This window comes from Dactylosporangium sp. NPDC049525, from assembly GCF_040676755.1.
GTDB lineage: Bacteria > Actinomycetota > Actinomycetes > Mycobacteriales > Micromonosporaceae > Dactylosporangium.
On the sequence record NZ_JBFAPO010000002.1, the window covers coordinates 1 to 21,124 of the forward strand.

The 21,124-nt window shown below is 73.3% G+C and carries 20 protein-coding genes; 8 read left to right on the plus strand and 12 right to left on the minus strand.

Translation table 11 applies throughout. The features are described 5' to 3' along the window. Window positions 1-512 precede the first annotated feature (512 nt). Both AB0K00_RS04280 and AB0K00_RS04285 read left to right on the plus strand, forming a co-directional pair. On the plus strand, window positions 513-2,015 hold the full coding sequence (locus AB0K00_RS04280) for an LLM class flavin-dependent oxidoreductase (protein WP_363515091.1): 1,503 nt from the start codon (window positions 513-515) through the stop codon (window positions 2,013-2,015). Between the two features lie 45 nt (window positions 2,016-2,060). Further along, window positions 2,061-2,579, plus strand: coding sequence for an LURP-one-related family protein (locus AB0K00_RS04285; RefSeq protein WP_363515094.1), 519 nt, complete (start codon window positions 2,061-2,063; stop codon window positions 2,577-2,579). Window positions 2,580-2,638: 59 nt separating this feature from the next. Here the strand turns inward: AB0K00_RS04285 and AB0K00_RS04290 are convergent, their stop codons facing one another. Together AB0K00_RS04290 and AB0K00_RS04295 are read right to left on the minus strand one after the other, a co-directional pair. Then, on the minus strand, window positions 2,639-2,893 hold the full coding sequence (locus AB0K00_RS04290; protein ID WP_363515097.1) for a hypothetical protein: 255 nt from the start codon (window positions 2,891-2,893) through the stop codon (window positions 2,639-2,641). A 9-nt stretch (window positions 2,894-2,902) separates the two neighbouring features. Beyond that, window positions 2,903-3,460: a TetR family transcriptional regulator gene (locus AB0K00_RS04295; protein WP_363515100.1), complete on the minus strand. Its 558-nt coding sequence runs from the start codon at window positions 3,458-3,460 to the stop codon at window positions 2,903-2,905. Between the two features lie 95 nt (window positions 3,461-3,555). On the opposite strand from AB0K00_RS04295, the gene AB0K00_RS04300 reads away from it, so the two are divergent. Next, window positions 3,556-4,488: an SDR family NAD(P)-dependent oxidoreductase gene (locus AB0K00_RS04300; RefSeq protein ID WP_363515103.1), complete on the plus strand. Its 933-nt coding sequence runs from the start codon at window positions 3,556-3,558 to the stop codon at window positions 4,486-4,488. A gap of 494 nt (window positions 4,489-4,982) precedes the next feature. After that, entirely contained in the window at window positions 4,983-5,669 is a 687-nt protein-coding gene (locus AB0K00_RS04305; protein WP_363515106.1) for a hypothetical protein, read from the plus strand. Window positions 5,670-5,836: 167 nt separating this feature from the next. On the opposite strand, the gene AB0K00_RS04310 is transcribed toward AB0K00_RS04305, so the two are convergent. The 5 genes from AB0K00_RS04310 to AB0K00_RS04330 all read right to left on the minus strand — a co-directional run bounded on the left by AB0K00_RS04310 (window position 5,837) and on the right by AB0K00_RS04330 (window position 10,720). Continuing rightward, a complete protein-coding gene (locus AB0K00_RS04310) occupies window positions 5,837-6,685 on the minus strand; it encodes a hypothetical protein (protein WP_363515109.1) in 849 nt (282 codons plus the stop codon). Beyond that, entirely contained in the window at window positions 6,678-7,187 is a 510-nt protein-coding gene (locus AB0K00_RS04315; RefSeq protein WP_363515112.1) for a SigE family RNA polymerase sigma factor, read from the minus strand. Before AB0K00_RS04315 ends, AB0K00_RS04310 begins: the two co-directional genes overlap by 8 nt. 89 nt (window positions 7,188-7,276) lie before the next feature. Then, entirely contained in the window at window positions 7,277-9,328 is a 2,052-nt protein-coding gene (locus AB0K00_RS04320; RefSeq protein WP_363515115.1) for a cell wall-binding repeat-containing protein, read from the minus strand. Window positions 9,329-9,429: 101 nt separating this feature from the next. Beyond that, on the minus strand, window positions 9,430-9,957 hold the full coding sequence (locus AB0K00_RS04325; protein ID WP_363515118.1) for a hypothetical protein: 528 nt from the start codon (window positions 9,955-9,957) through the stop codon (window positions 9,430-9,432). Window positions 9,958-10,027: 70 nt separating this feature from the next. Beyond that, on the minus strand, window positions 10,028-10,720 hold the full coding sequence (locus AB0K00_RS04330; RefSeq protein WP_363515121.1) for a helix-turn-helix domain-containing protein: 693 nt from the start codon (window positions 10,718-10,720) through the stop codon (window positions 10,028-10,030). Window positions 10,721-10,810: 90 nt separating this feature from the next. Between AB0K00_RS04330 and AB0K00_RS04335 the strand changes: the two genes are divergently transcribed. Then, window positions 10,811-11,674 carry an NAD(P)H-binding protein gene (locus AB0K00_RS04335; protein WP_363515124.1) on the plus strand — a complete coding sequence of 288 codons (864 nt, stop codon included), beginning with the start codon at window positions 10,811-10,813 and terminating at the stop codon, window positions 11,672-11,674. A gap of 34 nt (window positions 11,675-11,708) precedes the next feature. Here AB0K00_RS04335 and AB0K00_RS04340 read toward each other — a convergent pair whose 3' ends face one another. Beyond that, entirely contained in the window at window positions 11,709-12,335 is a 627-nt protein-coding gene (locus tag AB0K00_RS04340; RefSeq protein WP_363515127.1) for a TetR/AcrR family transcriptional regulator, read from the minus strand. An 88-nt stretch (window positions 12,336-12,423) separates the two neighbouring features. Here AB0K00_RS04340 and AB0K00_RS04345 point away from each other — a divergent pair, with 88 nt between their 5' ends. After that, window positions 12,424-13,545, plus strand: coding sequence for an FAD-dependent oxidoreductase (locus AB0K00_RS04345; RefSeq protein ID WP_363515130.1), 1,122 nt, complete (start codon window positions 12,424-12,426; stop codon window positions 13,543-13,545). Here the strand turns inward: AB0K00_RS04345 and AB0K00_RS04350 are convergent. The 3 genes from AB0K00_RS04350 to AB0K00_RS04360 form a co-directional block, all read right to left on the minus strand. Continuing rightward, entirely contained in the window at window positions 13,542-14,459 is a 918-nt protein-coding gene (locus AB0K00_RS04350; protein WP_363515133.1) for a superoxide dismutase, read from the minus strand. The two genes, AB0K00_RS04345 and AB0K00_RS04350, sit on opposite strands and share 4 nt — an antisense overlap. A 19-nt stretch (window positions 14,460-14,478) precedes the next feature. Further along, a complete protein-coding gene (locus AB0K00_RS04355) occupies window positions 14,479-16,506 on the minus strand; it encodes a methyl-accepting chemotaxis protein (protein ID WP_363515136.1) in 2,028 nt (675 codons plus the stop codon). A gap of 82 nt (window positions 16,507-16,588) precedes the next feature. Then, a complete protein-coding gene (locus AB0K00_RS04360) occupies window positions 16,589-17,416 on the minus strand; it encodes a C40 family peptidase (RefSeq protein WP_363515139.1) in 828 nt (275 codons plus the stop codon). Between the two features lie 172 nt (window positions 17,417-17,588). On the opposite strand from AB0K00_RS04360, the gene AB0K00_RS04365 reads away from it, so the two are divergent. Both AB0K00_RS04365 and AB0K00_RS04370 read left to right on the plus strand, forming a co-directional pair. Continuing rightward, on the plus strand, window positions 17,589-18,917 hold the full coding sequence (locus AB0K00_RS04365) for an extracellular solute-binding protein (protein WP_363515142.1): 1,329 nt from the start codon (window positions 17,589-17,591) through the stop codon (window positions 18,915-18,917). Window positions 18,918-18,947: 30 nt separating this feature from the next. Further along, entirely contained in the window at window positions 18,948-20,294 is a 1,347-nt protein-coding gene (locus AB0K00_RS04370) for a diguanylate cyclase (RefSeq protein ID WP_363515145.1), read from the plus strand. Here the strand turns inward: AB0K00_RS04370 and AB0K00_RS04375 are convergent. Further along, window positions 20,264-21,118: a nuclear transport factor 2 family protein gene (locus tag AB0K00_RS04375; RefSeq protein WP_363515148.1), complete on the minus strand. Its 855-nt coding sequence runs from the start codon at window positions 21,116-21,118 to the stop codon at window positions 20,264-20,266. The two genes, AB0K00_RS04370 and AB0K00_RS04375, sit on opposite strands and share 31 nt — an antisense overlap. Window positions 21,119-21,124 lie beyond the last annotated feature (6 nt).

A 21,124-nucleotide genomic window follows, 5' to 3' on the forward strand; every position in this document is an offset into this window, starting at 1 on the left:
GCCGGGCCGTGCCGCATTGGGCCGGCCGCGCCGAGCCGGTCTGCGCCGAGCCGAGCCGGGCCGTGCCGGGCTGCGCCGAGCCGGGCCGTGCCGGGCTGCGCCGTGCCGGGCCGTGCCGGGCTGCGCCGAGCCGGGCCGTGCCGTGCCGTGCCGTGCCGTGCCGGGCTAGCCGTGCCGTCTCGGCCCGCGCTGCGCTGGCCTTCGCCGTCTCGGCGCTTGTGGCGTTAGTCCTCGTGGCGCTGACCCGCGCTGCGCTGGGCCTCGCCGTCTCGGCGCTCGTGGCGCGTGACCGCGCCGCGCTGGGCCTCGCCGCGCCGGACTGCTCAGTCCCGGCGCTCGTTGCGCGGACCGCACCACGGCGCCGTTTCGCGGCCTCGGGGGAGGGGGCGTCACGCGCGGGGACTGGACGCCTCGCGTGTGGTGCGGGGGAGGGCGTTGCGGGTTCGGGTGGGGCCAGTCACACCGTCGCGCTGTGCTGTGGCGGTGGATCGTCTGTGTGGCAGAATATCTGCATGACTGACTATGGTCACGAGCTGCGCTTCGGGACGTTTCTGCCGGCCGAGGCTGCGACCGCCGGGGAGACGCTCCGGCTCGCCGTGCTCACCGAGGAGCTCGGCCTGGATCTGGCCAGTGTCCAGGACCATCCGTACCAGGCGCGGTTCCTTGACGCGTGGACGCTGCTGTCCGTCATCGCGGCGCAGACCAGCACGCTATCGGTGTTCCCGAACGTCGCCAACCTACCGTTGCGCCCGCCCGCCGTCCTGGCCAGGGCCGCTGCCAGCCTCGACGTGCTCACCGGCGGCCGGGTCGAGCTCGGCCTCGGCGCCGGCGCGTACTGGGACGCGATCGCCGGCATGGGCGGTGACGTCCTCGCCCCCGGCGCGTCCATCGAGGCGCTCGAGGAGGCGGTCCAGGTCATCCGGGCACTGTGGAGCACCGAGCGCAGCGCCCGTATCGACGGCACGCACTACCGGCTGCGGGGCGCCCACCCCGGCCCGCCGGCCGCCCATCCGATCGGCATCTGGATCGGCGGCGTCAAGCCCCGGATGCTCCGGCTCGTCGGCCGGGTCGCTGACGGGTGGCTGCCGAGCGCGCCGTACCTGCCGCCACCGCAGTTGACCGAGGCGAATCGCCGCATCGACGACGCGGCCAAGGCTGCCGGCCGCGACCCGGCTGCCGTCCGCCGCCTGTACAACGTGGTGGCCGGCCAGGCGCCGCTCGACGGCCCGCCGAAGCTGTGGGCGTCGCAACTGGCCGACCTGGTGCTGGGCGAGGGGATGAGCACGTTCATCCTGATGGTCCGGGCGGGTGGGGACAGCGACCTGCGGCGGTTCGCCCTGGACGTGGCACCCGAGGTGCGCGAGCTGGTGGCCGCGGCCCGGTCGGGCGCGGGTGGGCCCGACCTGTTGGAGCCCGCGGCGACGGCGGGTGCCGTGACCGTGGCCGCCGGTGCCACGCGACGGGTGGTGACGGTCTGGGACGAGTCGGAGCGGCCGGTCGGGCCCGCCCCTGATCCGGCCGTGCCCTTGACCGCCGCGCAGCGGGCGTCCGGCCAGCACCTGGTCGACGTGCACAACCACCTCCGCCAGGAGCTGGAGCAGGTGCGGGACCTGATCGATCAGGTCGCCGCCGGTGCCCTGGACCTCGGCTCCGCCCGGTCGATGATCAACACGATGACGATGCGTCAGAACTCCTGGACGCTGGGCACCTATTGCGAGAGCTACTGCCGGGTCGTCACCACCCACCACACCATCGAGGACGTGAACCTCTTCCCCCGCCTGCGCGCCGCCGACCCGCGGCTCGTACCCGTCGTCGACCGGCTCGAGGCCGAGCACCACGTGATCGCCGACGTCCTCGAACGCGTCGACGCCGCCCTCGTGGCGATGGTGTCGCAGCCCGACGGCATCGCCGCCGTCCGCGAGGCCGTCGAACTGCTCACCGACACGCTGCTGTCCCACCTTGCCTACGAGGAGCGCGAACTCGTCGAACCCCTGGGCCGCCTCCGCATCCTCTAGTGGCCCGCCGGGCGGCGGTGGCCCGACCGGAGCACAATCGGGGGCATGTATGTCATCAAGGAGCGGTTCTTCGACATCGGCGACGATTTCGACATCACCGACGACTCGGGCCGGGTGGTGCTACACGTCGACGGCAAGGTGCTGAGCCTGCGCGACAAGCTCGTCATCGAGGACCCGCACGGCGCCGAGGTCGCGTCGGTGCATCGCCAGCTGATCGCGTTGCGCCCCACGTACCAGATCGAAATCGGCGGCGAGAAGGCCGCGGAGGTGCGCAAGAAGCTGTTCACGCCGTTCCGTGAGAAGTTCACCATCGATCTGCCGGGCGACGACGACCTGACGATGAGCGGTGACCTGTTCGACCATGAGTACACGGTGGAGCGCGACGGCCAGGAGGTCGCGTCGGTGTCGAAGCGCTGGCTGAGCATCCGCGACAGCTACGCGGTGCGCATCGCCGACAACGAGAACCACGTGCTGATCCTCGCCGCCGTCCTCGCCCTGGAGCTGGCCACCCAGCGGGAGAAGGACGAGGAGAAAAAGAAGAAGGCGGAGCAGCAGGACGACTGACGGGGCTCAGGCCGCCGGGCGGCACCCCTGCCGGCGGATGAGCTCCTGTCGGCCGGCGGTCAACGGCCGGCCGGCGGGGCCTGCTGGACCGGGTGGAGATCGATGTCCTGCTCCTGGACCAGCCACTCGACATCACCGGCGGCGGCGAGCCGGCGGGCCTCCGCCATCACCTTGCCGCCGTCGAGATGGTCGTTGCCGTCGGCGTCGGGCTCGGCGGCCATGACCGCGTCGGTGACCGGGACGCGGACAAAGGCGTCCTCGGTGGTCACGCGGCGGACCCGCACGACGATCGAATATGTGGGGTCCGGCGGCATGCGGCGACTTTACCGGGCCCGCACGCCGTCCATGAGCAGGTCGAGCAGCCGGCCGGCCTGCTCCCGCTGCGACGGCTCGCCGGTGGCGAGGCAGATGCCGTTGATCGCGGTCAGCAGGTCCAAGGGGTCGACGTCGGCGCGCAGCACACCGGTGCCGGCCGCCAGCAGCTCGTCGACGGCCGAGACGAGACGCTCGCGGCTGTGCGCGAACGGGGTGCCGCCGGCCGCGATCACCATCTTCAACGCGTCGGCCAGGCCGCGTTTGGTTGCCATGTAGTCGATGAACCGGTCCATCCAGATGCGCAGCGCCCGGTCCGGCGCCGACGGCTCGGCCGCGAGCAGTTCCGGCACGGCGTCGCAGAGGCGGGCGAGCTCAGTGCGGTACACCTCCTCGATCAGCGCCTCCCGGGTCGGGAAGTGCCGGTAGAGGGTGCCGATGCCGACGCCCGCGTGCTTGGCGATCGCGTCGAGGGTCACCTCCGGGGCGTCCGCGAGGGCGACGACGGCGACGTCGAGCAGGCGGGCACGGTTGCGCTGCGCGTCGGCCCGCAGCGGTCGCTCGGACATCACACTCCCGGAGTGTTGGCAAACGGAGGAAGCTCCGCTTAATGTGGGAACCAGGTAGTGGAGGCTCCTCCATTTCCGATCGTACAGGGGGACTCATGGCACGCATCACCACTCCGTTCACTCGCGAGTCGACCGCCGAGCAGGTCATCGAGGGCATCGACCTGACTGGCCGCCGGGCGGTCGTGACCGGCGCCGCGTCCGGCATCGGCGTCGAGACCGCCCGGGCCCTCGCCGGCGCCGGCGCCGATGTCACCCTCGCGGTCCGCGACACCGCGGCCGGCGACCGCACCGCCGAGGACATCGTCGCGACGACCGGCAACAAGCAGGTCCACGTGGCCCGGCTCGACCTCGCGGACCAGGCGTCGGTGCGGGCGTTCACCGCCGCGTGGGACGGTCCGCTGCACATCCTGGTCAACAATGCCGGCGTGATGGCTTCCCCGCTGATGCGCACGCCCGAGGGCTGGGAGCTGCAGTTCGCCACCAACCACCTCGGCCACTTCGCGCTCGCGACCGGCCTGCACGTGGCCCTGGTCGCGGAGGGCGCCCGGGTCGTCAGCGTCAGCTCCAGCGCTCACCTTCGCTCCGACATCGTCTTCGACGACATCCACTTCGAGCGCCGGCCCTATGAGCCGTGGTCCGCTTATGGCCAGTCCAAGACGGCCAACGTGCTGTTCGCCGTCGAGGCGACCCGCCGCTGGTCCACCGACGGCGTCTTCGTCAACGCGGTGATGCCCGGCGGCATCCGGACCAACCTGCAGCGCCACGTCACCGACGAGGAGCTCGACCGGCTGCGCGCCGCCGCCGGCGGCGACTTCCAGTGGAAGACCACCGAGCAGGGCGCCGCCACGTCGGTGCTGCTGGCGACGTCACCGCTGCTGGACGGCGTCGGCGGGCGCTATTTCGAGGACTGCGCCGAGGCCGGTCCGGCCGAGGAGGGCAACGGCCGCCGTGGCGTCGCGGCGTATGCGCTGGACCCTGACTCCGCCGCCCGCCTGTGGACGGTCACGGAGGCCACCCTGGTGCACTGATCCGAGCCACCTGCCCGGCCGGCAGGTTGTCCAGGGGTCGACGGCACCGCGGTGCGCCTGCCGTCGACGCAGTCACCGACGCCCTGACCGGCGCGCAATGCCGGGTCGGTCCGGGCGGTGGTGCGGCGGATGCCTGGCCGCTTGGCCCAGTGGGGACAGGTCGTCTGCGCCGAGCCGCGCCACGCTGCTTTTCCAGTGTGGTGAACGTGGTCAGGATGTCCCAGACCAGGCCGCAGTCGGAGTGCGGGAGTTCGGGCTGGATGGCGATGAACTCTTCGCCGTGATCCGTCGTGAATCCCTGCTCCGATACCTCGATCCGGTTGCGGTGGTATGCCGCGTCATCGGGGCTGGCCGCTGATTGTCGTGCCGTGAGCCTTGGCGAGCCGCTCGATTTCATCGCGGGTCCAGTCAGCCCAAATGGCGGCCCTTCCAGCGCCCCGGGGCGGGAACCTGATCAGCCTGGCGGGGCTCGTGGTGGGCGGAGGTGGTGCACGATGCGAACACCGCGCATGCTGGCCGTGCTGGCCGCGACCCTGGTCGGGCTGGCCGGCGGACTGGTCCTGGCGCCGGCGCCCGCGTACGCCGGCAACTGGGCGGTCACCGTCCTCGATCCGTTGCCGGACCGGCTGGAGCCGGGCAAGGGGTACACGCTGGGGTTGTGGGTGCTGCAGCACGGCTTCCACCCGTATGAGGGCGACGACCTCGGCCCGGTCGCGCTGCGGCTCGTCGACGGCAAGGGCGTCGCGCTCAGCTTCCCGGCGGTCGCGTTGCCCGAGGCGGCGCACTACGCGGTGGCGATCGCGGTCCCGCACGCGGGGGAGTGGGCGGTCGTCGGGGTGCAGGGGCGTTTCGCCGACTACCACGTCGGCACGTTGACGGTGCCCGGTGGGCTCGCGGTGCTCGGGGTGCCGCCGCCGCTGGAGTCGCCGCAGGCGGACAGGTACTGGCCGGGCGCGATCCGGCCGCCGGCCGTGCCGCAGGACGCGGACCGGGATCCGTTCGGCGCGGCGTACACCGGGCCGGTGGCGGCGGTCGAACAAAGCACGCCCACGCCCGCGGCCGTGGCAGCGCCGGCGTCGCCCGGGACGCCACGCCTGACCCTGCTTGCCGCCGTCACGATCGCCCTCGTCGCCGTCGCCGGCCTGCTGAGCTACCGCAGGATGACCCGCCGCCGGCCGTAGGCGCCCGCCCGCCGGTGGGAGTGTTGCCTCGGTAGGAGCGCCGCCCCGGCGGGAGCGCCGCCCCGGCGGGAGCGCCGCCCCGGCGGGAGCGCCGCCCCGGCGGGAGCGCCGCCCCGGCGAGAGCGCCGCCTCGGTAGGAGCGCCGTCCGGCAGGAGTGCCGCCGAGGTCACGGGATCAGCCACTTGCGCAACGGCCCGATGGTCGCGTCGACCACGATCTGCAGGTCGGTCGCGCGAGGCGTGGTGTGGCCCTCTCCGCCGTAGAAGGCGACGCTGGTGACGACGGTGCCGATCCGGATGTACACGCTGAACGAGGTGACCTCGCCGTCGACCTCATCGAGCGGGTTGATCAGCGGGCGGGTCGACTCGATCCGGAACGCCTCGTCGCCGAGGCCCTGCAGGGGGACGAGGACGTAGCGTTGCCGGCCGCCGGTGACGGGCACGCTCGGGCAGGCGGTGACCGCGGCGCGGAGCTGGCTCATGAACGCCTCGGCCTGGCCGGCCTTGTAGATGGTGATGTTCTGGTTGATGGTCTCCGCGGACGACCGGCCGGGGTCGCCGACATGGTGGAAGCTGGTCTCCCGGTTGCGCTGGGCGACCTCCTGGTTGCGGCCCGGCAGCGCGGCCTTGCACGGTCCGGAGCCCGACGTCGGCGCGGTGTCACGGTCCGCGATGTCGGACCGGTTCGCCGCCGGCAGCTTGAGCATCGCGGTCGCCGGGATCGACGTCGGCGGCTTGAAAGCCGGCGCCGAAGAGGCAGCCGGGGGAGGGGAAGAGAACGAGGAAGAGGACGAGGAAGGCGACGGCTGCGCGGGGACGACCTCCGCCGACGGCCCGCGCAGGACGCCCCAGGCGGTGCCGGCGATCCCGACCGTGACCGCGGTGACGGCGCAGGCCAGCAGCACCCGGGTGCGGGCCCGCCGGTCGGCGCGGCGGCGCAGCGCCTGCGGCGAACTGAGCGCCGCGCGGTTCGCGTCGTCGGCGAGAGCGCCGTACAGGTCGCTCAGCTCAGGCATCGTGCACCTCCACGCTGCGGTACGGGTCGAGGTCGCTGAGGATCTCGGCGAGCCGGGCCCGGCCGCGCGACAGCCACGACTTCACGGTGTTGGGTGCGGCGCCGACCTCGTGAGCGATCTGCTCGACCGTCAGGTCGGCGAGGTAGTACAGGGCGAGCGCCTGCCGGTGCCGCACGGGCAGTTGGCGCAGCGCCCTGGTGAGCAGCACCGAGTCCTCGCTCGGCGGCCCGGCGGGCTCCGGTGGCCCGGTGCGCGCAGCGACGGTCAGCCAGCCCCGCTGGCGGCGCCACCGGTCCGTCGCCAGCCGGGTCACGACCAGCCGGATCCATGCCTCCGGCGACGGGTGCGCGTGCACCGTCTCCCAGCGCCGCCAGGCGCGCGCGTACGCCTCCTGGACGATGTCCTGCGCCTCGGCCCGGTCGGCGATCACCGCGTAGCCGAAGCGCAGCATCCGGACCGACGTGGTGCGGTAGAACTCGTCGAATGCCTGTGGGTTCCGCACGTGCCCCCGTTGCCCTCTCGTCGCCTGCCGCCGGTACTGCTATGGGTACGGGCGGCGGGCGCGGCAGGTTGCAGCGTGGTGAGGAAGATTCACAGCGTCTTCGGCCGGCGCATCCGGGTGCCGGGCAGCTCCGCCCGCAGGCCCTCGCCGACCGCGCGCTTGCGGACCTCAAAAGGTGCCAAGGCGGAAGCCCGTTTCGCAGCGGCCGCGGCAGCCGGCGCGTAGGTCTCGGTGTACTCCACGTACGTCGACTGCCCTGGCACGGAGATGGCGGCGCCGAGCGGAGCGACCAGGCCGCTCTTCAACGCCAGCGGGCCGCCGAGCAGCACCGCGTACTTGATCGACGCGGAGGCGCGGTTGAAGTACGCCTCGGTCTGCGGGCTCAGCGCGTTGGGGTTCGACAGCAGCAGCGGGCCGAGGCAGGAGCCGACCATGGCGCCGCCGGTGAGCGCGTCGAACCACGTCGACGCGGTCGCCACGGCCGCGGTGCGGGGGCTGCTGAAGAAGAACTCCGCGACGGCGACCGCGGTCTCGAACTCGGTCGCGCCGTAGACCGGCCAGTAGGCGAGGGAGTTCCAGGCGGGCATCTGCCCACGCTGGAACGCGCCTTCCAGGGCCCGCGCGCCGGGGCCGCCGACGCCGATCATCATCGTGCCGGCGATCGGGTCGGGGTTGAGGCTGTTGAGGTATGCGGCGGTGGCGGCCGGCATCGTGTCGCCGGCCGTGAGCACGATGACGGTGCCCGGGTTCGCGCCGGCGGCGGCACCCGCGGCGAGCGCGTCGTAGTACTTGAGCGCGGTGGTGACGATGACCGCCGCCGGGTCCGGCGCGATCTCCTTCGCGATCGCGACGGCGGTGTCGTACTCGGTCTGGCCCCACAGGCGCACGACGTCGTAGCCCATCGCCGCGACCTGATTTTCCACCTGCGCAGACAGCGCGAGCGTCCCGCCGAGCAGATACACGGTGCCGGTGTCGCCGAGCACCCGCTGGATCTCCGCCTTCGTGGCCGGGTCGAGGCTGCCGCGGGGGGTGATGAGCAGCGGGCCTTCCTTCGCCACGGCGAGGGCCGAGCCGCCCAGGGCGTCCTGGTACATGTCGTCGCGGGACAGCACGACCGCCTTGGCCTGCGGCCGGATGCCGTCGTTGCCGCCGCGGTCGGCCCAGTTGTACCGGGAGGTGGCGACCGACGTGCCGAGCGCCGTCTGTCCCCAGACCCGCTCGACGTAGTTGCCGGTGACCGGCTGCCACGTCGGGTGGTTGAGGTACTCCAGGAGGTACCCGACCTCCTTGGTGACCACGTCGATCCGCGTCAGCGTGGGATATTCGTTGGGTCCCGGGTTCGACGAGAACAGGATGTACCTGCCGTCCGGCGACCAGGCGGGTTCGTGGTTCCACCAGCTGCCGCCGACGAGGGCGGGGGTGGTGAGCTGGACCTGGTTGGTGCCGTCGGCGTCGCAGATCCACAGGTGCTGGGTGGTCGGCGCGCCGACGGTCATCCGGACGAAGACCAGCTTCGACCCGTCCGGCGAGAAGTCCGGCGCGTAGCCGTCCGTGACGATCTTCGTGGTCTTCTTGGAGTTGTCGACGCGGTAGATGTCCCCGTGGTCGTAGCGGGTGCCGTGCACGAAGACGATCGTGCCGTTGACCGACACGGCCGGGCTGAAGTCCTGCAGCCCGTCATTGGGCACGCTGAACACCTGCTCGCCGGCCTGCCAGGTGCCGTCGGTCGCGGCGTAGCTGAGCCGGCCGTAGGCCATGAAGAAGATGAACCGGCCGTCGGCGGACATCGCCGGCTCGCCGACGTCGCCGCCGTTCTGCCACGGGAAGTCGAAGCGCCCGGAGCCGTCCGGCCGCACCGACACCGGCCCGTCCGGCGTGCCGAAGAAGAAGCGGCTGCCGTCCGGCGCCCAGCATCCCCCGCTGATCCCGTCGGGGTTCGAGACGAGCAGCTTCGCCGAGGTGCCGTCGGCGTTGACGATGTAGCAGTTGCCGTTGAGCTGATACGTGATCTTCCCGAGTGCGCCCGGCAACGCGGCCCGCGCCGCCTGGCCGGAGAACGCGACCGCCGGTGCGGCGGCGGTGGCGACGGCTGCCGCGGCGGCGCCACGCATGGCGGCACGCCGGCTGAGTCCGAACGACATCGGTGTTTCCTCCCCGTGAAGCAGCCGGTGCTCCGGCGACCACGGCGCAGTGTAGATCGGTGATCACACCGGCACCATGGGCCGCACGGGTCTCACCTGCCTCAGGGGCCCCAGACGCACAGCACGAAGAGCGCGACGGCGATGACGATGCTGACGGCGACCGTCACGTACGGGAAACCGGCCGCCCTGGCCCGTTCCCAGCTGCGCTGCTCCTCCGGTGACGGCTCCGCCGGGAGCCGCTCGACGCCCGGGTCGGCGCCGAGGCGGGTGAGCAGGTCGTCGACCGCGCCGGCATCTGCGCCGCGCTCGGCGAGCCAGGCCACCACGTCGGGTGGTCCAGTGCGCACCAGGGCGGCCAGGACGTGCTCGGTGCCGATGTGCTCGGCCCGCTGCGCCAGCGCGACCCGCGCCGCCTGGTCGAGCACAGTGCGCACCGTGCGGTCGAAGCGCAGGTGCGGCGCGGAGCCCGGGGACGGCGGTTCGGCGGTGGGCGCGGTCCAGAGGGCGGCGGTGTTTCCCGTCGGTACGGCCAGCGCCGCCGCCAGGTCCGACGCCGTCATCTGGCCGCGCTTCGCCGCGGCGGCCTGGTGCCTGGTGCCCAGGATCACCGACCGCGCGTCGGTCGTCATGCGCTCGAACACCGCAGACCTTCCCGTCCCGGTGGGGGTCGACGGGCGCCGCCGGGACGGGATGATCGTTTCACACGGCGCCGGCGGCCCGGTCGAGCCACTCGGTCAGCAAGGCGCGCTCGGCGTCGCTGAGGTCCGTCAGCCGCGGCGCGACGGCCCGGAACGCGACGGCGGCGGCGGTCGCGTCGTCAGTGGGCAGCGCCGGCGCGCCGGTGAGGATCGAGCGCAGCACGGCGTCGTACATGGCGTCGGCGAGACCGGGATCCCGCTGCTGCGGGGGCGTGGCGAGCAGGGTGAGCAGCGCGCCGGTGCCGGCGGCGTGGATGAGCTCGACGGCGCGGCGCTCCGGGACCCGCAGCCGGCCGATCGCCGCGACCCGCCGCACCCGGGCCCGCAGGACCTCCAGGCCGGCCGCGGCCGCCGGTGAACCGCCGCCCCGGGCGGGGTCGATGAGCAGGCCGAACAGTGCCGCGTTGGCCAGGCCGAAGTCGATGTGCGCGTCCCAGCCCGCCCGCAGGTCGGCGATCGGGTCGCCGCTGTCCTCGGCGACGGTCTTGCTGCTGACGTAGGTGGCGAGGACGTGCTCGGCGACGGCGTCGAGCAGCGCCTCCTTGTCCTCGAAGAACCGGTAGATGGTCGGCGCCTGCATGCCGGCCGCCTGGGCGACCGCCCGGGTGGTGACCGCGTCGGCGCCGTGCTCGCGCAGCAGCCTTGCCGCACTCTCCACGATGCTCGCGCGGGTCCTGCTCCTGCTGTCCACCATGTTTCCAACGATAACGCACTCTTGCTATCCACGTTGCTAACACTGGTAGCATGTTGATGGTTCCATTGTTAGCAAGACGAGAGGGCAATCATGATCATCGTCACCGGCGGCACCGGCCAGCTCGGCTCCCAGATCGTCGACCGGCTCCTCCAGCGGCTCCCGGCCGGCCAGGTCGGCGTCAGCGTCCGCGACCCCGACCGGGCCGGCGACCTCGCCGCCCGCGGCGTGCGGGTGCGGCGCGGCGACTTCACCGACCCCGGCTCCCTCGCCGCCGCGTTCGAGGGCGCGACCCAGGTGCTCATCGTCTCCACGAGCCAGACCGGGGAGGCGGCGCTCGCCCAGCACGTCGCGGCGATCGACGCGGCACACGAGTCGGGCGCCGGGCGCATCCTGTACACCAGCCATCAGGGCGCCGCGGAGGACTCGCGCTTCGCGCCGATGCCCGACCATGCCGCGACGGAGCAGCACCTGGCCAAGAGCGGCACCCCGTTCACGGCGCTGCGCAACGGGTTCTACGCCGGCACCGTCCAGCACCTGCTCGGCCGGGCACTGCAGACCGGCGAGCTCGTCGCGCCCGCCGACGGACCCGTGTCGTGGACCGCGCACGCCGACCTCGCCGAGGCGGCCGCGGCCGTCCTCGCCGGAAAGGGCGGGTTCGACGGCCCGACCCCGCCGCTGACCGCCCCGGTCGCCCTCGACCTGGCCGGCGTCGCCGCCATCCTCACCGACCTCACCGGCCGCACCGTCCGCCGCGTCGTCGCCGGCGACGAGGAGTGGACCGCCTCGCTGGTGGCCCACGGCGTGCCGGCCGAGCAGGCGAACCTGCTGCTCGGCATGTTCCATGCGGCCCGCCACGGCGAGTTCGCCACCACCGGATCCGACCTGGAGGACCTGATCGACCGCCCGGCGACCCCGCTCCGCGCGCTCCTCGAACCCCTGGTGACCGCCCACTGAGCACCGTCCAAAGGACGGTCCTCAGCAACGGTCCTCAGCAACGGTCCTCAGCGGCGGTCCTCAGAGGAGGGGCGACGGCGGGGAAGCCGCGGGTGAGCGCGGCCATCGCGCGGCGGATCCGGGCGTCGGTGGACGGGCCGGGACCGGCGGTGAACGCCACGTAGTGCAGCACCGCGACGACGGTGAGGGCCAGCGCCTCGGTGTCGGCGTCCGCGGGGACCCGGCCGAGTCGTTGCTCGGCGGCCAGGTAGGCGGCGGCGGTGCGCTGGACCGCCTGCAACCCACCGGTCCCGGCGCCCAGCACGGCCTCGACGCCGGACGCCAGCGAGGGCCGGGACGCGCCCAGCCGGGTATACGCCACCAGGGTGTCCAGGGGCGTGGCGAGCAGCGCGTCGCTCAGGTTGCCGGCGGGCGTGCCGGACCCGGCGCGCTCCGGCAGGCCCGCCACCGCGCCGGCGAGCTGGAACGCGCGGTCGACGGCATAGCCGGTCAGGAAGGCGTCGAAGTCGGCGAAGTGGGTGTAGAGCAGCCCGGTGGCGACGCCAGCCGCGCGGGTCACGGCCCGCCCGGTGAGCCCGCCCGGGCCGTCGGCCGCGATCACCCGCTCGAGCGCGGCGAAGAGCTGCTGCCTCGGCTCGGGGATGGCGACTCCACGCGGCATGCCCGCAGTCTACCGCCCATTGCCCTCAGAATGAACATCTGCTCATACTGGTTTGAGCAAGTGTTCATTCTGAGGGTGGGAGGTCGCGATGCGGCGTGCGGTGATCGTCGGTGCGGGCGTGGCGGGGCTCACCACCGCCCTGCGGCTCGGCCGGGACGGCTGGGACACAGTCGTGGTGGAACGCGCCCCGGCCCGGCGCACCGGCGGCTACGTGGTGAACCTGATCGGACCGGGGTACGACGCGGCCGAACGCCTCGGTCTCCTGCCGGCCCTCGAGGCCCGCAGCGTGGGCCCGTTCACGTCCGTGCTGGTCCACCCGGACGGGCGGCCGAAGCTCACCGTCCCGGCCGCACTCACCGAGATCGGCCGGTCCGTGTCGGTGTTCCGCGGCGACCTGGAGGCCGTGCTGCACGAGGCGGTCCGCGACCACACCGACCTCCGCTTCGGCACCACGGTCGAAGCCGGCGAGGGCCCGGAGGCGGTGCTCAGCGACGGCACCACCCTCGCCGCGGACCTCCTGGTCGGTGCCGACGGCGTGCGCTCCGCCACCCGGGCGGCGGTGTTCGGCGACGGGCACCAGGTCGACCTGCCCTACGTGATCGCCGCGTTCCCGGTCGCCGACTCGGCGCCGCACCCGCAGGCCACGACGTTCATCGGCCCGGGGCGCACCGCGGCGCTGATCGACCTGGGCCCGGGACGTGCGTGCGCCTTTTTCGCGTACCGCTGCGAAACGCCGCTCGAAGCGCTGCGCCGCGGACCCGTCGACGCGCTCACCGAAGCCTTCGGGGACCTGGGCGGCGGGATCCCGGACGCGCTGCGGCACCTCGGCCGCGACCCCGCCGGCGCCTACTTCGACGCGGTCAGCCAGGTGGTCATGCCCCGGTGGAGCAGCGGCCGGACCGTCCTGCTCGGCGACGCCGCCTGGTGCGTCACCGTCTTCGCCGGGCACGGCGCCGGGCTCGCGCTCGCCGGCGCCGACCGGCTCGGCACCGCCCTGCGCGAGCACGGCACCGACGTCACGCAGGCCCTCGCGCAATGGGAGACGGGCCTGCGCCCCGCCGTCGTGCGACGTCAGGCGCAGGCCCGCCGCGGCATGCTGCAGTACGCGCCGCCGACCAGGTTCCACGTCTGGCTGGGCGACCTCATGATCCGTGCGGTCACCCTGCCCGGCGTCCGCGGCCTGGTCCGCCGCGCCGCCGCCAGGACCTAGATGCGGACGGCGACCACGGTGTACGGGGTGGTCGGGGTCGGGGGCGTGGTGAAGCGGGCGTTCGGCAGGTAGAGCCGGTTGCCGAACTTCGCCACCGTCGTCGGCACGTCGAAGCGCGGGTCGGTCACCGAGCTGCGCAGCGTGCCGTTGCGGCCGTCCTTCGACAGTTTCACGGCGTTGAGCGTGTTGTCGCGGTTCTGCACCACGTAGAGGGTGCGCTCGACCGTCAGCAGGCCGTCGCCGTTGACGAGGACGAGGTCGCCGATGCGGTCGGTGACGCCGGTCGTCGGGTCGACCCGGAACAGGAACCCGGTGCTGGACTGGACCGCGATGAGGGCCCGGCCGTCCGGGGTGAGGGTGATGCCGTTGAAGTTCAGGCCGTTGGGGTTGAGCACGAAGTCGCCGGACAGCGGGATCGTCTGGAACGTCGCGGGCAGCTCGCCGTGCCGGCCGAGGGCCAGCTTGTAGATGACGGCCTTGTTGGAGTCGGTGAAGTACGCGGCGCGCGAGGTGAGCACCACGTCGTTGACGAAGGTGGGGGCGGTGGCGAACTGGTAGGAGCGCAGGACGGCGCCGGTGCGCACGTCGATGACGCGGGCGTTGCCGGCGCTGCCGCCGGAGACGAAGAGCCGGCCGCGCAGGTCGGTCTTCATGCCCAGTGACTGGGTGCCGACGGCCGGGCTGATCACGGCGCCGGTGCCGGTGATGAGGTTGGCGCGGTAGATGCGACCGTCGGCGCGGGAGCCGAAGTACGCGAACGGCCCCGGCCCGGTCGCGATCCCCTCGGGCTGGAACCCGTCGGGGAGGCTGAGGGTGCTGGGCAGGGGAGTGGTCGAGGCGGACGCCGGTGCGGACACCAGCGCCGTCGCCAACGCGACGGTCAGGATGGCTGTGACGCGTAGGTATTTCGACATGTCGTGGTGTACCCCGAATTCAGGTGGTTGCGTTCACGTACCGCTGGATCCGGTCGGTGACGTCGGCCGGTGGCGCCAGGAACTGCAGGCCGAGCTCGGTGCGGGAGCCCTGCGCGACGCAGTGCACGACCTGGCAGTGCAGGCGCATCGGCGCACGGTCGACGGTGAGCTCGACGTCGATGGTGTCACCGGTCCGCACCGGCACGGTCCCCTCGGCCTGGCAGCGCATCCCGCCGTGGCTGAGGTCCTGCAGCTCGGCGGGCACCACGTCGAGGCCGCCGGCGAGCCCGAGGCGGACCGGCCCGGTGGCCGCGATGCGTTCGGCGTGCCGGCGTTCGAGCTTCTCGGCCAGGGCCGACATCTGCTGGATGCGTTCCATCGTCCCGTTGACCTGCTGGTCGAGGAGGCCGACGACGCCGTGCTGCTCGACGGCGACGGAGCGCAGCACGCCGGTCGCCTCGCCGATGCCGCCGACCCCGGCGACCATCGCGGCGATCGTCGCGGTCATGTCGGCGGCGCTGCGCTCCAGGGTGGTGAGGGTGGCGGCGATCTGTTCGGTCGACTGGGCGGTGGTGCCCGCGAGGTCCTTGACCTCGTTCGCCACGACGGTGAAGCCGCGGCCCGCCTCGCCGGCCCGGGCCGCCTCGATGGTGGCGTTGAGGGCCAGCAGCCGGGTCTGCGCCGCGATGCCGGCGATGAGCTGGGTGGTGCCGTCGACCTGGCGGAGGCTCTCGCCGAGGGCGGCGACGACCTGCTCGGCCCGCTGCGCCCGGTCGACCACCGACGCGGTGGCGTGGTCGGCCTCGGTGACGCGTTCGTCGATGGTACGGGCGGCGTCGCGGACGGCGTCGACCTGCGCGCGGACGGCGTGCAGCTCGCGGGAGATCTCACCGACGGACTCGTCCACGACGCTCTGCGCGCGTTCCCGCAGCTGCTTCTGCGCCTCACGCTGCTGCTCGAAGGAGGCGCGCAGCTGCTCCTCCCGGACGCGTTGCGACTGGCGCAGGGCGCCGTCCTGCTCGGCGAGCCGGGTGCGGGCCTTGTGCAGCGCCCGGCCGAGGTCGCCGAGCTCGTCGCGGCCGTCGGGCAGGGCCCGCTCGGCGAGGTCACCGTCGGCGGTGGCGATGACCCCGGCGCAGGCGAGGTTCACGTCGTGGCGGGTGCGCCACCAGACGGCGGCGGCCAGCCACAGCGCGATGAGCAGCCCGACGGCGGTGACGGTGAGGTTGACGGTCCGGTCGAACCGCAGGTGCCCGAGCCGGGTGGCGAGCAGCCGGTTCAGCGCCTCCGTGGCCGGTCCGACGGCGGCGGCCACGGCGTCGGCGCCGGTGAACGTGGCGGGGGCGGGCGTGGCGATCGCGTCGGTGAGGGTGGCGCCGAGCGCCTCCACCGCGTCGGCGGCGGGCCCGAGCGGGCTGAGCCGCCCCGCGACCGACGTGTCGCTGGTGCTGCGGGTGGCGGTGGCGACCGCCGCGCGGATGGCGGCGGCGGTGGCGTTGAGCGTGCCGGCCAGGACGGCCTGGGCGGCGATGCGGTCGTCGAGCGGCCCGCTGGTGTCCGGGGCGGCCGCGGCGGTCGCCGCCAGCATCGCCTCGGGCAGCTCCACGACGAGGATGTCCATGATGTAGAACGAGTCGAGGTCCGGGTCGAGGATCAGGTTGGACGTGTTGCCGGCCTCGGTGACGAGGGCGGCGAGCGCGGTGGCCGCGGGCAGCGTGCCCTGCGCGGCGGCGACGGCGTTCATCGCGGCCGTCAGCTTGAGGTCCGGATGGCCGGCCACGGCGGCGCGCAACGGCCCGAGATCCGGGGCCCGGCCGCCGGCGAGTCCGGCGAGCGCGTCCAGCGCCGGGTGCACGACCTCGGTGCCGTCGACCTCGGCGCTGGTGAAGTCCACCTGCCCGTTGACGGCGCCCGTGTAGGCCCAGGTCGCGCCGAGACCCGGGATCAGCAGCACGACGCAGAGCGCCGCGAGGCGGGTGCTGGTGCGGACCCGGTCCGCCAACCAGAGCGCCGGCGCCAGCAGCGCCGGCCGTCCAGATCCGGTCACCCAGGTTGCATCGGCGGTGCGAAACGGTTCCTGAGGGTTTCGGCGCACGGTCGCCCCGAAACCCTCAGGAACACCGCTGGGGTTACAGGAAGCGGTACGCCGTGCCGCCGCGCACCGGCGCGACGCGCACCCCGGAGCTGGGGTTGGCCGCCTCGACCATCTTGCCGCCGCCGATGTAGATGGCGACGTGGCCGGACGTGTGGATCACGTCGCCCGGCATCCACTGCCCGGACGGCACGCGCCGGCCGCGGGCGGCGATCTGCTCGCTCTGGTGCGGCAGCTTGATGCCGACCCTGGCGTAGGCCGCCGAGACCAGGCCGCTGCAGTCGTACGTGTTGGGGCCGGAGGTGGCGTACACGTAGCGCTTGCCGACCTGGGCGAGGGCGAAGGAGACCACGGTGCCGGCGGCGCCCGAGGGCGGCTTGACGGTCGTGGTGGACCCGCTGGAGCCGGTGGTCTTCTTCGGGGCCGGCTTCTTCGTGGTCGCCGGCTTCGCGGTCCCGGGAGTGGCGACCACGGGGCGGCTGTCGGCGTCCGGGGCGCTGATCGCGGTGCGGGTCGTGAGCCGCACCGTCCGGTACGCCTTGTCGGCGTGCTCGTAGGCGACCAGCTGCGCCTCCTGCGCGGCGACGATGGCCGCCGGGTCGAGGCTGAGTTCGTTCGGTACGGGTTGGGCCGCGGCGGCGGATGGTCCGAGCCAGACGGCGGTGAGGGCGAGGGCGGTGGTGCCGGCTGCGATGCGGTGCAGCGGCTGGCGTGCGTTCAGGATGACTCCACGGTCGGCCCGGTGCTCTCGTGCGTGTCTCGGGGATGCCTCCCGCTGTGGTAGCCGGTCGGGCCCCGAAGTACCGGGCGAAAACGGACGATGTGGCGCTCGGCCGTCATGAGGGCCGTGGGCGACGCTAACCAACCGACCCGCCGGACGTTGTCGGGCGTGAAATCATTCACAGCCACGATTGCCCGCCTGGGCACTGGTATCGCCGGAAATGTCCGAGCCGAACGGACCTCGCGTTCCGGCCGGACGAACGACCGCTACCGGCGACCCCGCCCACCTGGCCGAATCGAGCGCATATGCTGCATTCATGTGGATTTTGCGGGCGCTGCGCATCGGTGTTCCGCTGCTGCTGCTCGCGGCCTGCGCCGGCGGCGGCACGGACAGCCCGGCGGCCTCCGCCACCTGCGCGCCCTACGCCGACTACCAGGGCCACCGCGACACCACCGTCACGGTCTACTCCTCGATCCGCGACGTCGAGGCGGACAAGCTCGCGCACGCCTGGGAGGCGTTCCAGGTCTGCACCGGCATCACCATCGACTACGAGGGCTCCGCCGGCTTCGAGGCCGACCTGCCCGGCCGGGTCAAGGCGGGGCAGGTCCCCGACCTGGCGCTGTTCCCGCAGCCCGGGCTGCTGACCGGCATGGTGCGGGCCGGCGCCGTCAAACCCGCCGGCAAGGCCGTGGTGGCCAACGTCGAGCGCTGGTACTCCGCCGACTGGAAGCGCTACGGCAGCGTCGACGGCGTCCTGTACGGCGCACCCGTCGACGCCAACGTGAAGTCGTTCGTCTGGTACTCCCCGAAGTACTTCGCCGCCAAGGGTTACACGGTGCCGAAGACGTGGGCGGAGATGCTCGAGCTCAGCGACCGCATCGCCGCCGACGGCGTGAAGCCGTGGTGCGCCGGCATCGAGTCCGGTGGCGCGACCGGTTGGCCCGTCACCGACTGGCTCGAGGACACGCTGCTGCGCACGGCCGGCCCGGATGTGTACGACCAGTGGGTCGAGCACCGCATCCCGTTCGACGACCCGGCTGTCGTCGCCGCGCTGGACCGCGTCGGCGGCATCCTGCGCAACCCGGCCTACGTCAACGGCGGCTACGGCGGCGTCGACAGCGTCGCGACCACCTCCTTCCAGGAGGGCGGCCTGCCGATCCTGCAGCACACCTGCGCCATGCACCGGCAGGCGTCGTTCTACAGCACGTGGTGGCCCGAGACGGCGGAGGTCACCGAGGACGGCGACATCTACGCCTTCTACCTGCCCCCGGTCGACGCCGCCGCCGGCCGCCCCGTCCTCGGCGCCGGGGTCTTCGCCGGCGCGTTCACCGACCGGCCCGAGGTGCAGGCGCTCGCCGCCTACCTGGCCACCCCCGAGTTCGCCGACCGCCGCGCCGCCAACGGCAACATCGTCAGCGCCAACAAGGGCCTGGACCACAGCCTGCTCGCCACACCGGTGGCGAAACTGTCCGCGGACCTGCTCGCCGACCCGGGCGTCACGTTTCGCTTCGACGGCTCCGACCTGATGCCGGCCACGGTCGGCGCCGGCACCTTCTGGACCGAGATGACCGGCTGGGTGCAGGGCACGGGCACGGCAACCGCGTTGCACCGCATCCAGCAGAGCTGGCCCGCGCAGCCGTCTTAGCTTCCGCCGCCGCGGGCCGATGTCAGCGGTGTGTACAAGCGGGTGCGGCGATGGGCCGGTGACCGCCGGATCGCCACGAAGATCGTCAGTGTGTCGCTCGTCGTCACCGCGATCTTCACCGCCTCCGGTGTCGTCGGGCTGCTCAACCTGCGCCGCCTCGTCCAGGAGCAGGACCGCGAATACCGGGTCAACGTCGTGGCCCTGTCCAGGATGACCGCAGTGCGCTCCGCGGTGGGTTCCCAGCAGGAGTCCGTGCTGTCCTACATCCTGTCCGAGCCCGGCTTCTACCGCGACAGCTACGCCGAGATCATCGCCGACACCGACGAGGCCATCGACACCGATGTGCGGGCGCTGACCCGCATCGGGCTGCCCGCCGCCGAGCACGAGAGCCTGCGCTCGTTCGCCGCGACCATCACCATGTGGCGCACCGCCCGCGACGCGGCCCTCGAGGCCGCCCGGGCCGGCGACCAGCGCAAGGCCGCCTCCGTCGTCCTCGTGCGCTCCGAGGCCATCGCCCGCGCCGTGAAGGACCGCGCCAGCAGCTTCCTGGACCAGCTCGTCGACGCCGTCGACGACGGCGCCCGCCGGGCCAAGGCCAACAGCGTCCGCACCGCCCAGCTGATGGGGCTGCTGCTCGGCATCGGCGCGCTCACCGCCGTGGTGCTGTCGGTGCTCGCCGCGCGGACCATCTCCCGGCCGCTGCGCGAGGTCGTCGACGTCCTCGCCCGGGTCGCCCGCGGCGACCTCAGCCGCCGCGTCGAACTCGACCGCGACGACGAGCTCGGCCAGATGGGCCGTTCCCTCAACGAGACGCTCGGCGTGCTGCGCAGCGCGTTCGAGGAGGTACACCACCGCGCCTCCCACGACGGGCTCACCGGCCTGGCGAACCGGGCGCTGCTGCGCGAGCGCCTCGGCGCCGCCCGCGGCAACGCCCGCGCCGGCCTGCCCGTGGCCATGCTGCTGGTCGACCTCGACGGCTTCAAACAGGTCAACGACGAGCACGGGCACGTCGCCGGCGACCACCTGCTCACCGTCGTGGCCGAACGGCTCCTCGCCGGCGTGCGCACCTGCGACACCGTCGCCCGGCTCGGCGGCGACGAGTTCGCGGTCCTGCTCGACGGCATGGACGTCCGCGACGACGTGCACGCCGTCGCCGACCGGCTCCTCACCGCCCTGCAGGCCCCGGCCGACCACAACGGCGCCACGCTCACCCCGCGGGCCAGCATCGGCGTGTCACTGTGGGACGGCGAGATCCCGATCGACGCCCTCATGCACGACGCGGACGTGGCCATGTACAAGGCGAAGACCGGCGGCAAGGGGCGCGTGGTGCACGCCCACCCGCACCATCACCTGAACGCGTCGGCGGGGTCGGCGTAGGCCATCATCAGCACCACCCGGCCGTCCTCGACGGTGAACACGTCGGCGACCGTCGCCTCGTGCCTGCTGCCGTCGCGCAGCACCCCCCACACGTGGTGCACGACGACGATCTGGTCGCCGCGGCGGTGCGCGACCGGCTCCGAGTGCAGCTCCGCCCACCCGTCGTAGGACGCCCGCAGGTACGCCGCGACCGCCGCCGGACCGCGGTGGTGCCCGCCGCCCGGGAACTCCTCCGGCTCGACCCAGTCCACGTCCGGCGCCAGGTCCCGCACCGCGGCGTCGATGTCGCCGCGCGCGAACGCGGCGTAGGCGCGCAGCACCAGCGCGATGTCCGGGTCCAGTTCCTCGGCCGTGTACGACGTGCCGCCGTCGCTGTGCTGCGGCGCGGGCAGGTCCGGGGTGCGCGAGTACACCTTGCCGCGGCCGTGCAGCCCGGCCCTCGCCGTCACGGGCACCGCGATCAGGTGCACGCCGTCGGGGACCGCGAGGCGGCCCGGGCCCCACCGCACCCACACCGCGAACCGCCCGGCGGCGGCCTCCGCGGCGAGCTTGTCCACCGTGCGCCGCCGGTCACCGTGGTCGACCTCGACCACCACCGGGGGACCGCCCGGCCGCGCGCAGGCGACGTCCAGCACGGAGTGCTGCCGCTCGTACGGCGGCGGCAACGGGACCACACTGGCCGCCCTGCGGTAGGTGCGCCACCCCTGGCCCTCACCCCACGCCACGACCGCGTCGACGAACAGGCCGGTCACCTCGTCGGCGCCGCGATCGGCGAAGGTGACCGCCTCCAGTGCCTCATTGAGGGACGCGGCGATGTCCACCATGGAAAT

Coding starts and splice junctions, on each gene's coding strand:
- AB0K00_RS04280 (WP_363515091.1), top strand. CDS start 513: ATGACTGACTATGGTCACGAGCTGCGCTTCGGGACGTTTCTGCCGGCC.
- AB0K00_RS04285 (WP_363515094.1), top strand. CDS start 2,061: ATGTATGTCATCAAGGAGCGGTTCTTCGACATCGGCGACGATTTCGAC.
- AB0K00_RS04290 (WP_363515097.1), bottom strand. CDS start 2,893: ATGCCGCCGGACCCCACATATTCGATCGTCGTGCGGGTCCGCCGCGTG.
- AB0K00_RS04295 (WP_363515100.1), bottom strand. CDS start 3,460: ATGTCCGAGCGACCGCTGCGGGCCGACGCGCAGCGCAACCGTGCCCGC.
- AB0K00_RS04300 (WP_363515103.1), top strand. CDS start 3,556: ATGGCACGCATCACCACTCCGTTCACTCGCGAGTCGACCGCCGAGCAG.
- AB0K00_RS04305 (WP_363515106.1), top strand. CDS start 4,983: ATGCGAACACCGCGCATGCTGGCCGTGCTGGCCGCGACCCTGGTCGGG.
- AB0K00_RS04310 (WP_363515109.1), bottom strand. CDS start 6,685: ATGCCTGAGCTGAGCGACCTGTACGGCGCTCTCGCCGACGACGCGAAC.
- AB0K00_RS04320 (WP_363515115.1), bottom strand. CDS start 9,328: ATGTCGTTCGGACTCAGCCGGCGTGCCGCCATGCGTGGCGCCGCCGCG.
- AB0K00_RS04325 (WP_363515118.1), bottom strand. CDS start 9,957: ATGACGACCGACGCGCGGTCGGTGATCCTGGGCACCAGGCACCAGGCC.
- AB0K00_RS04330 (WP_363515121.1), bottom strand. CDS start 10,720: ATGGTGGACAGCAGGAGCAGGACCCGCGCGAGCATCGTGGAGAGTGCG.
- AB0K00_RS04335 (WP_363515124.1), top strand. CDS start 10,811: ATGATCATCGTCACCGGCGGCACCGGCCAGCTCGGCTCCCAGATCGTC.
- AB0K00_RS04340 (WP_363515127.1), bottom strand. CDS start 12,335: ATGCCGCGTGGAGTCGCCATCCCCGAGCCGAGGCAGCAGCTCTTCGCC.
- AB0K00_RS04345 (WP_363515130.1), top strand. CDS start 12,424: ATGCGGCGTGCGGTGATCGTCGGTGCGGGCGTGGCGGGGCTCACCACC.
- AB0K00_RS04350 (WP_363515133.1), bottom strand. CDS start 14,459: ATGTCGAAATACCTACGCGTCACAGCCATCCTGACCGTCGCGTTGGCG.
- AB0K00_RS04365 (WP_363515142.1), top strand. CDS start 17,589: ATGTGGATTTTGCGGGCGCTGCGCATCGGTGTTCCGCTGCTGCTGCTC.
- AB0K00_RS04375 (WP_363515148.1), bottom strand. CDS start 21,118: ATGGTGGACATCGCCGCGTCCCTCAATGAGGCACTGGAGGCGGTCACC.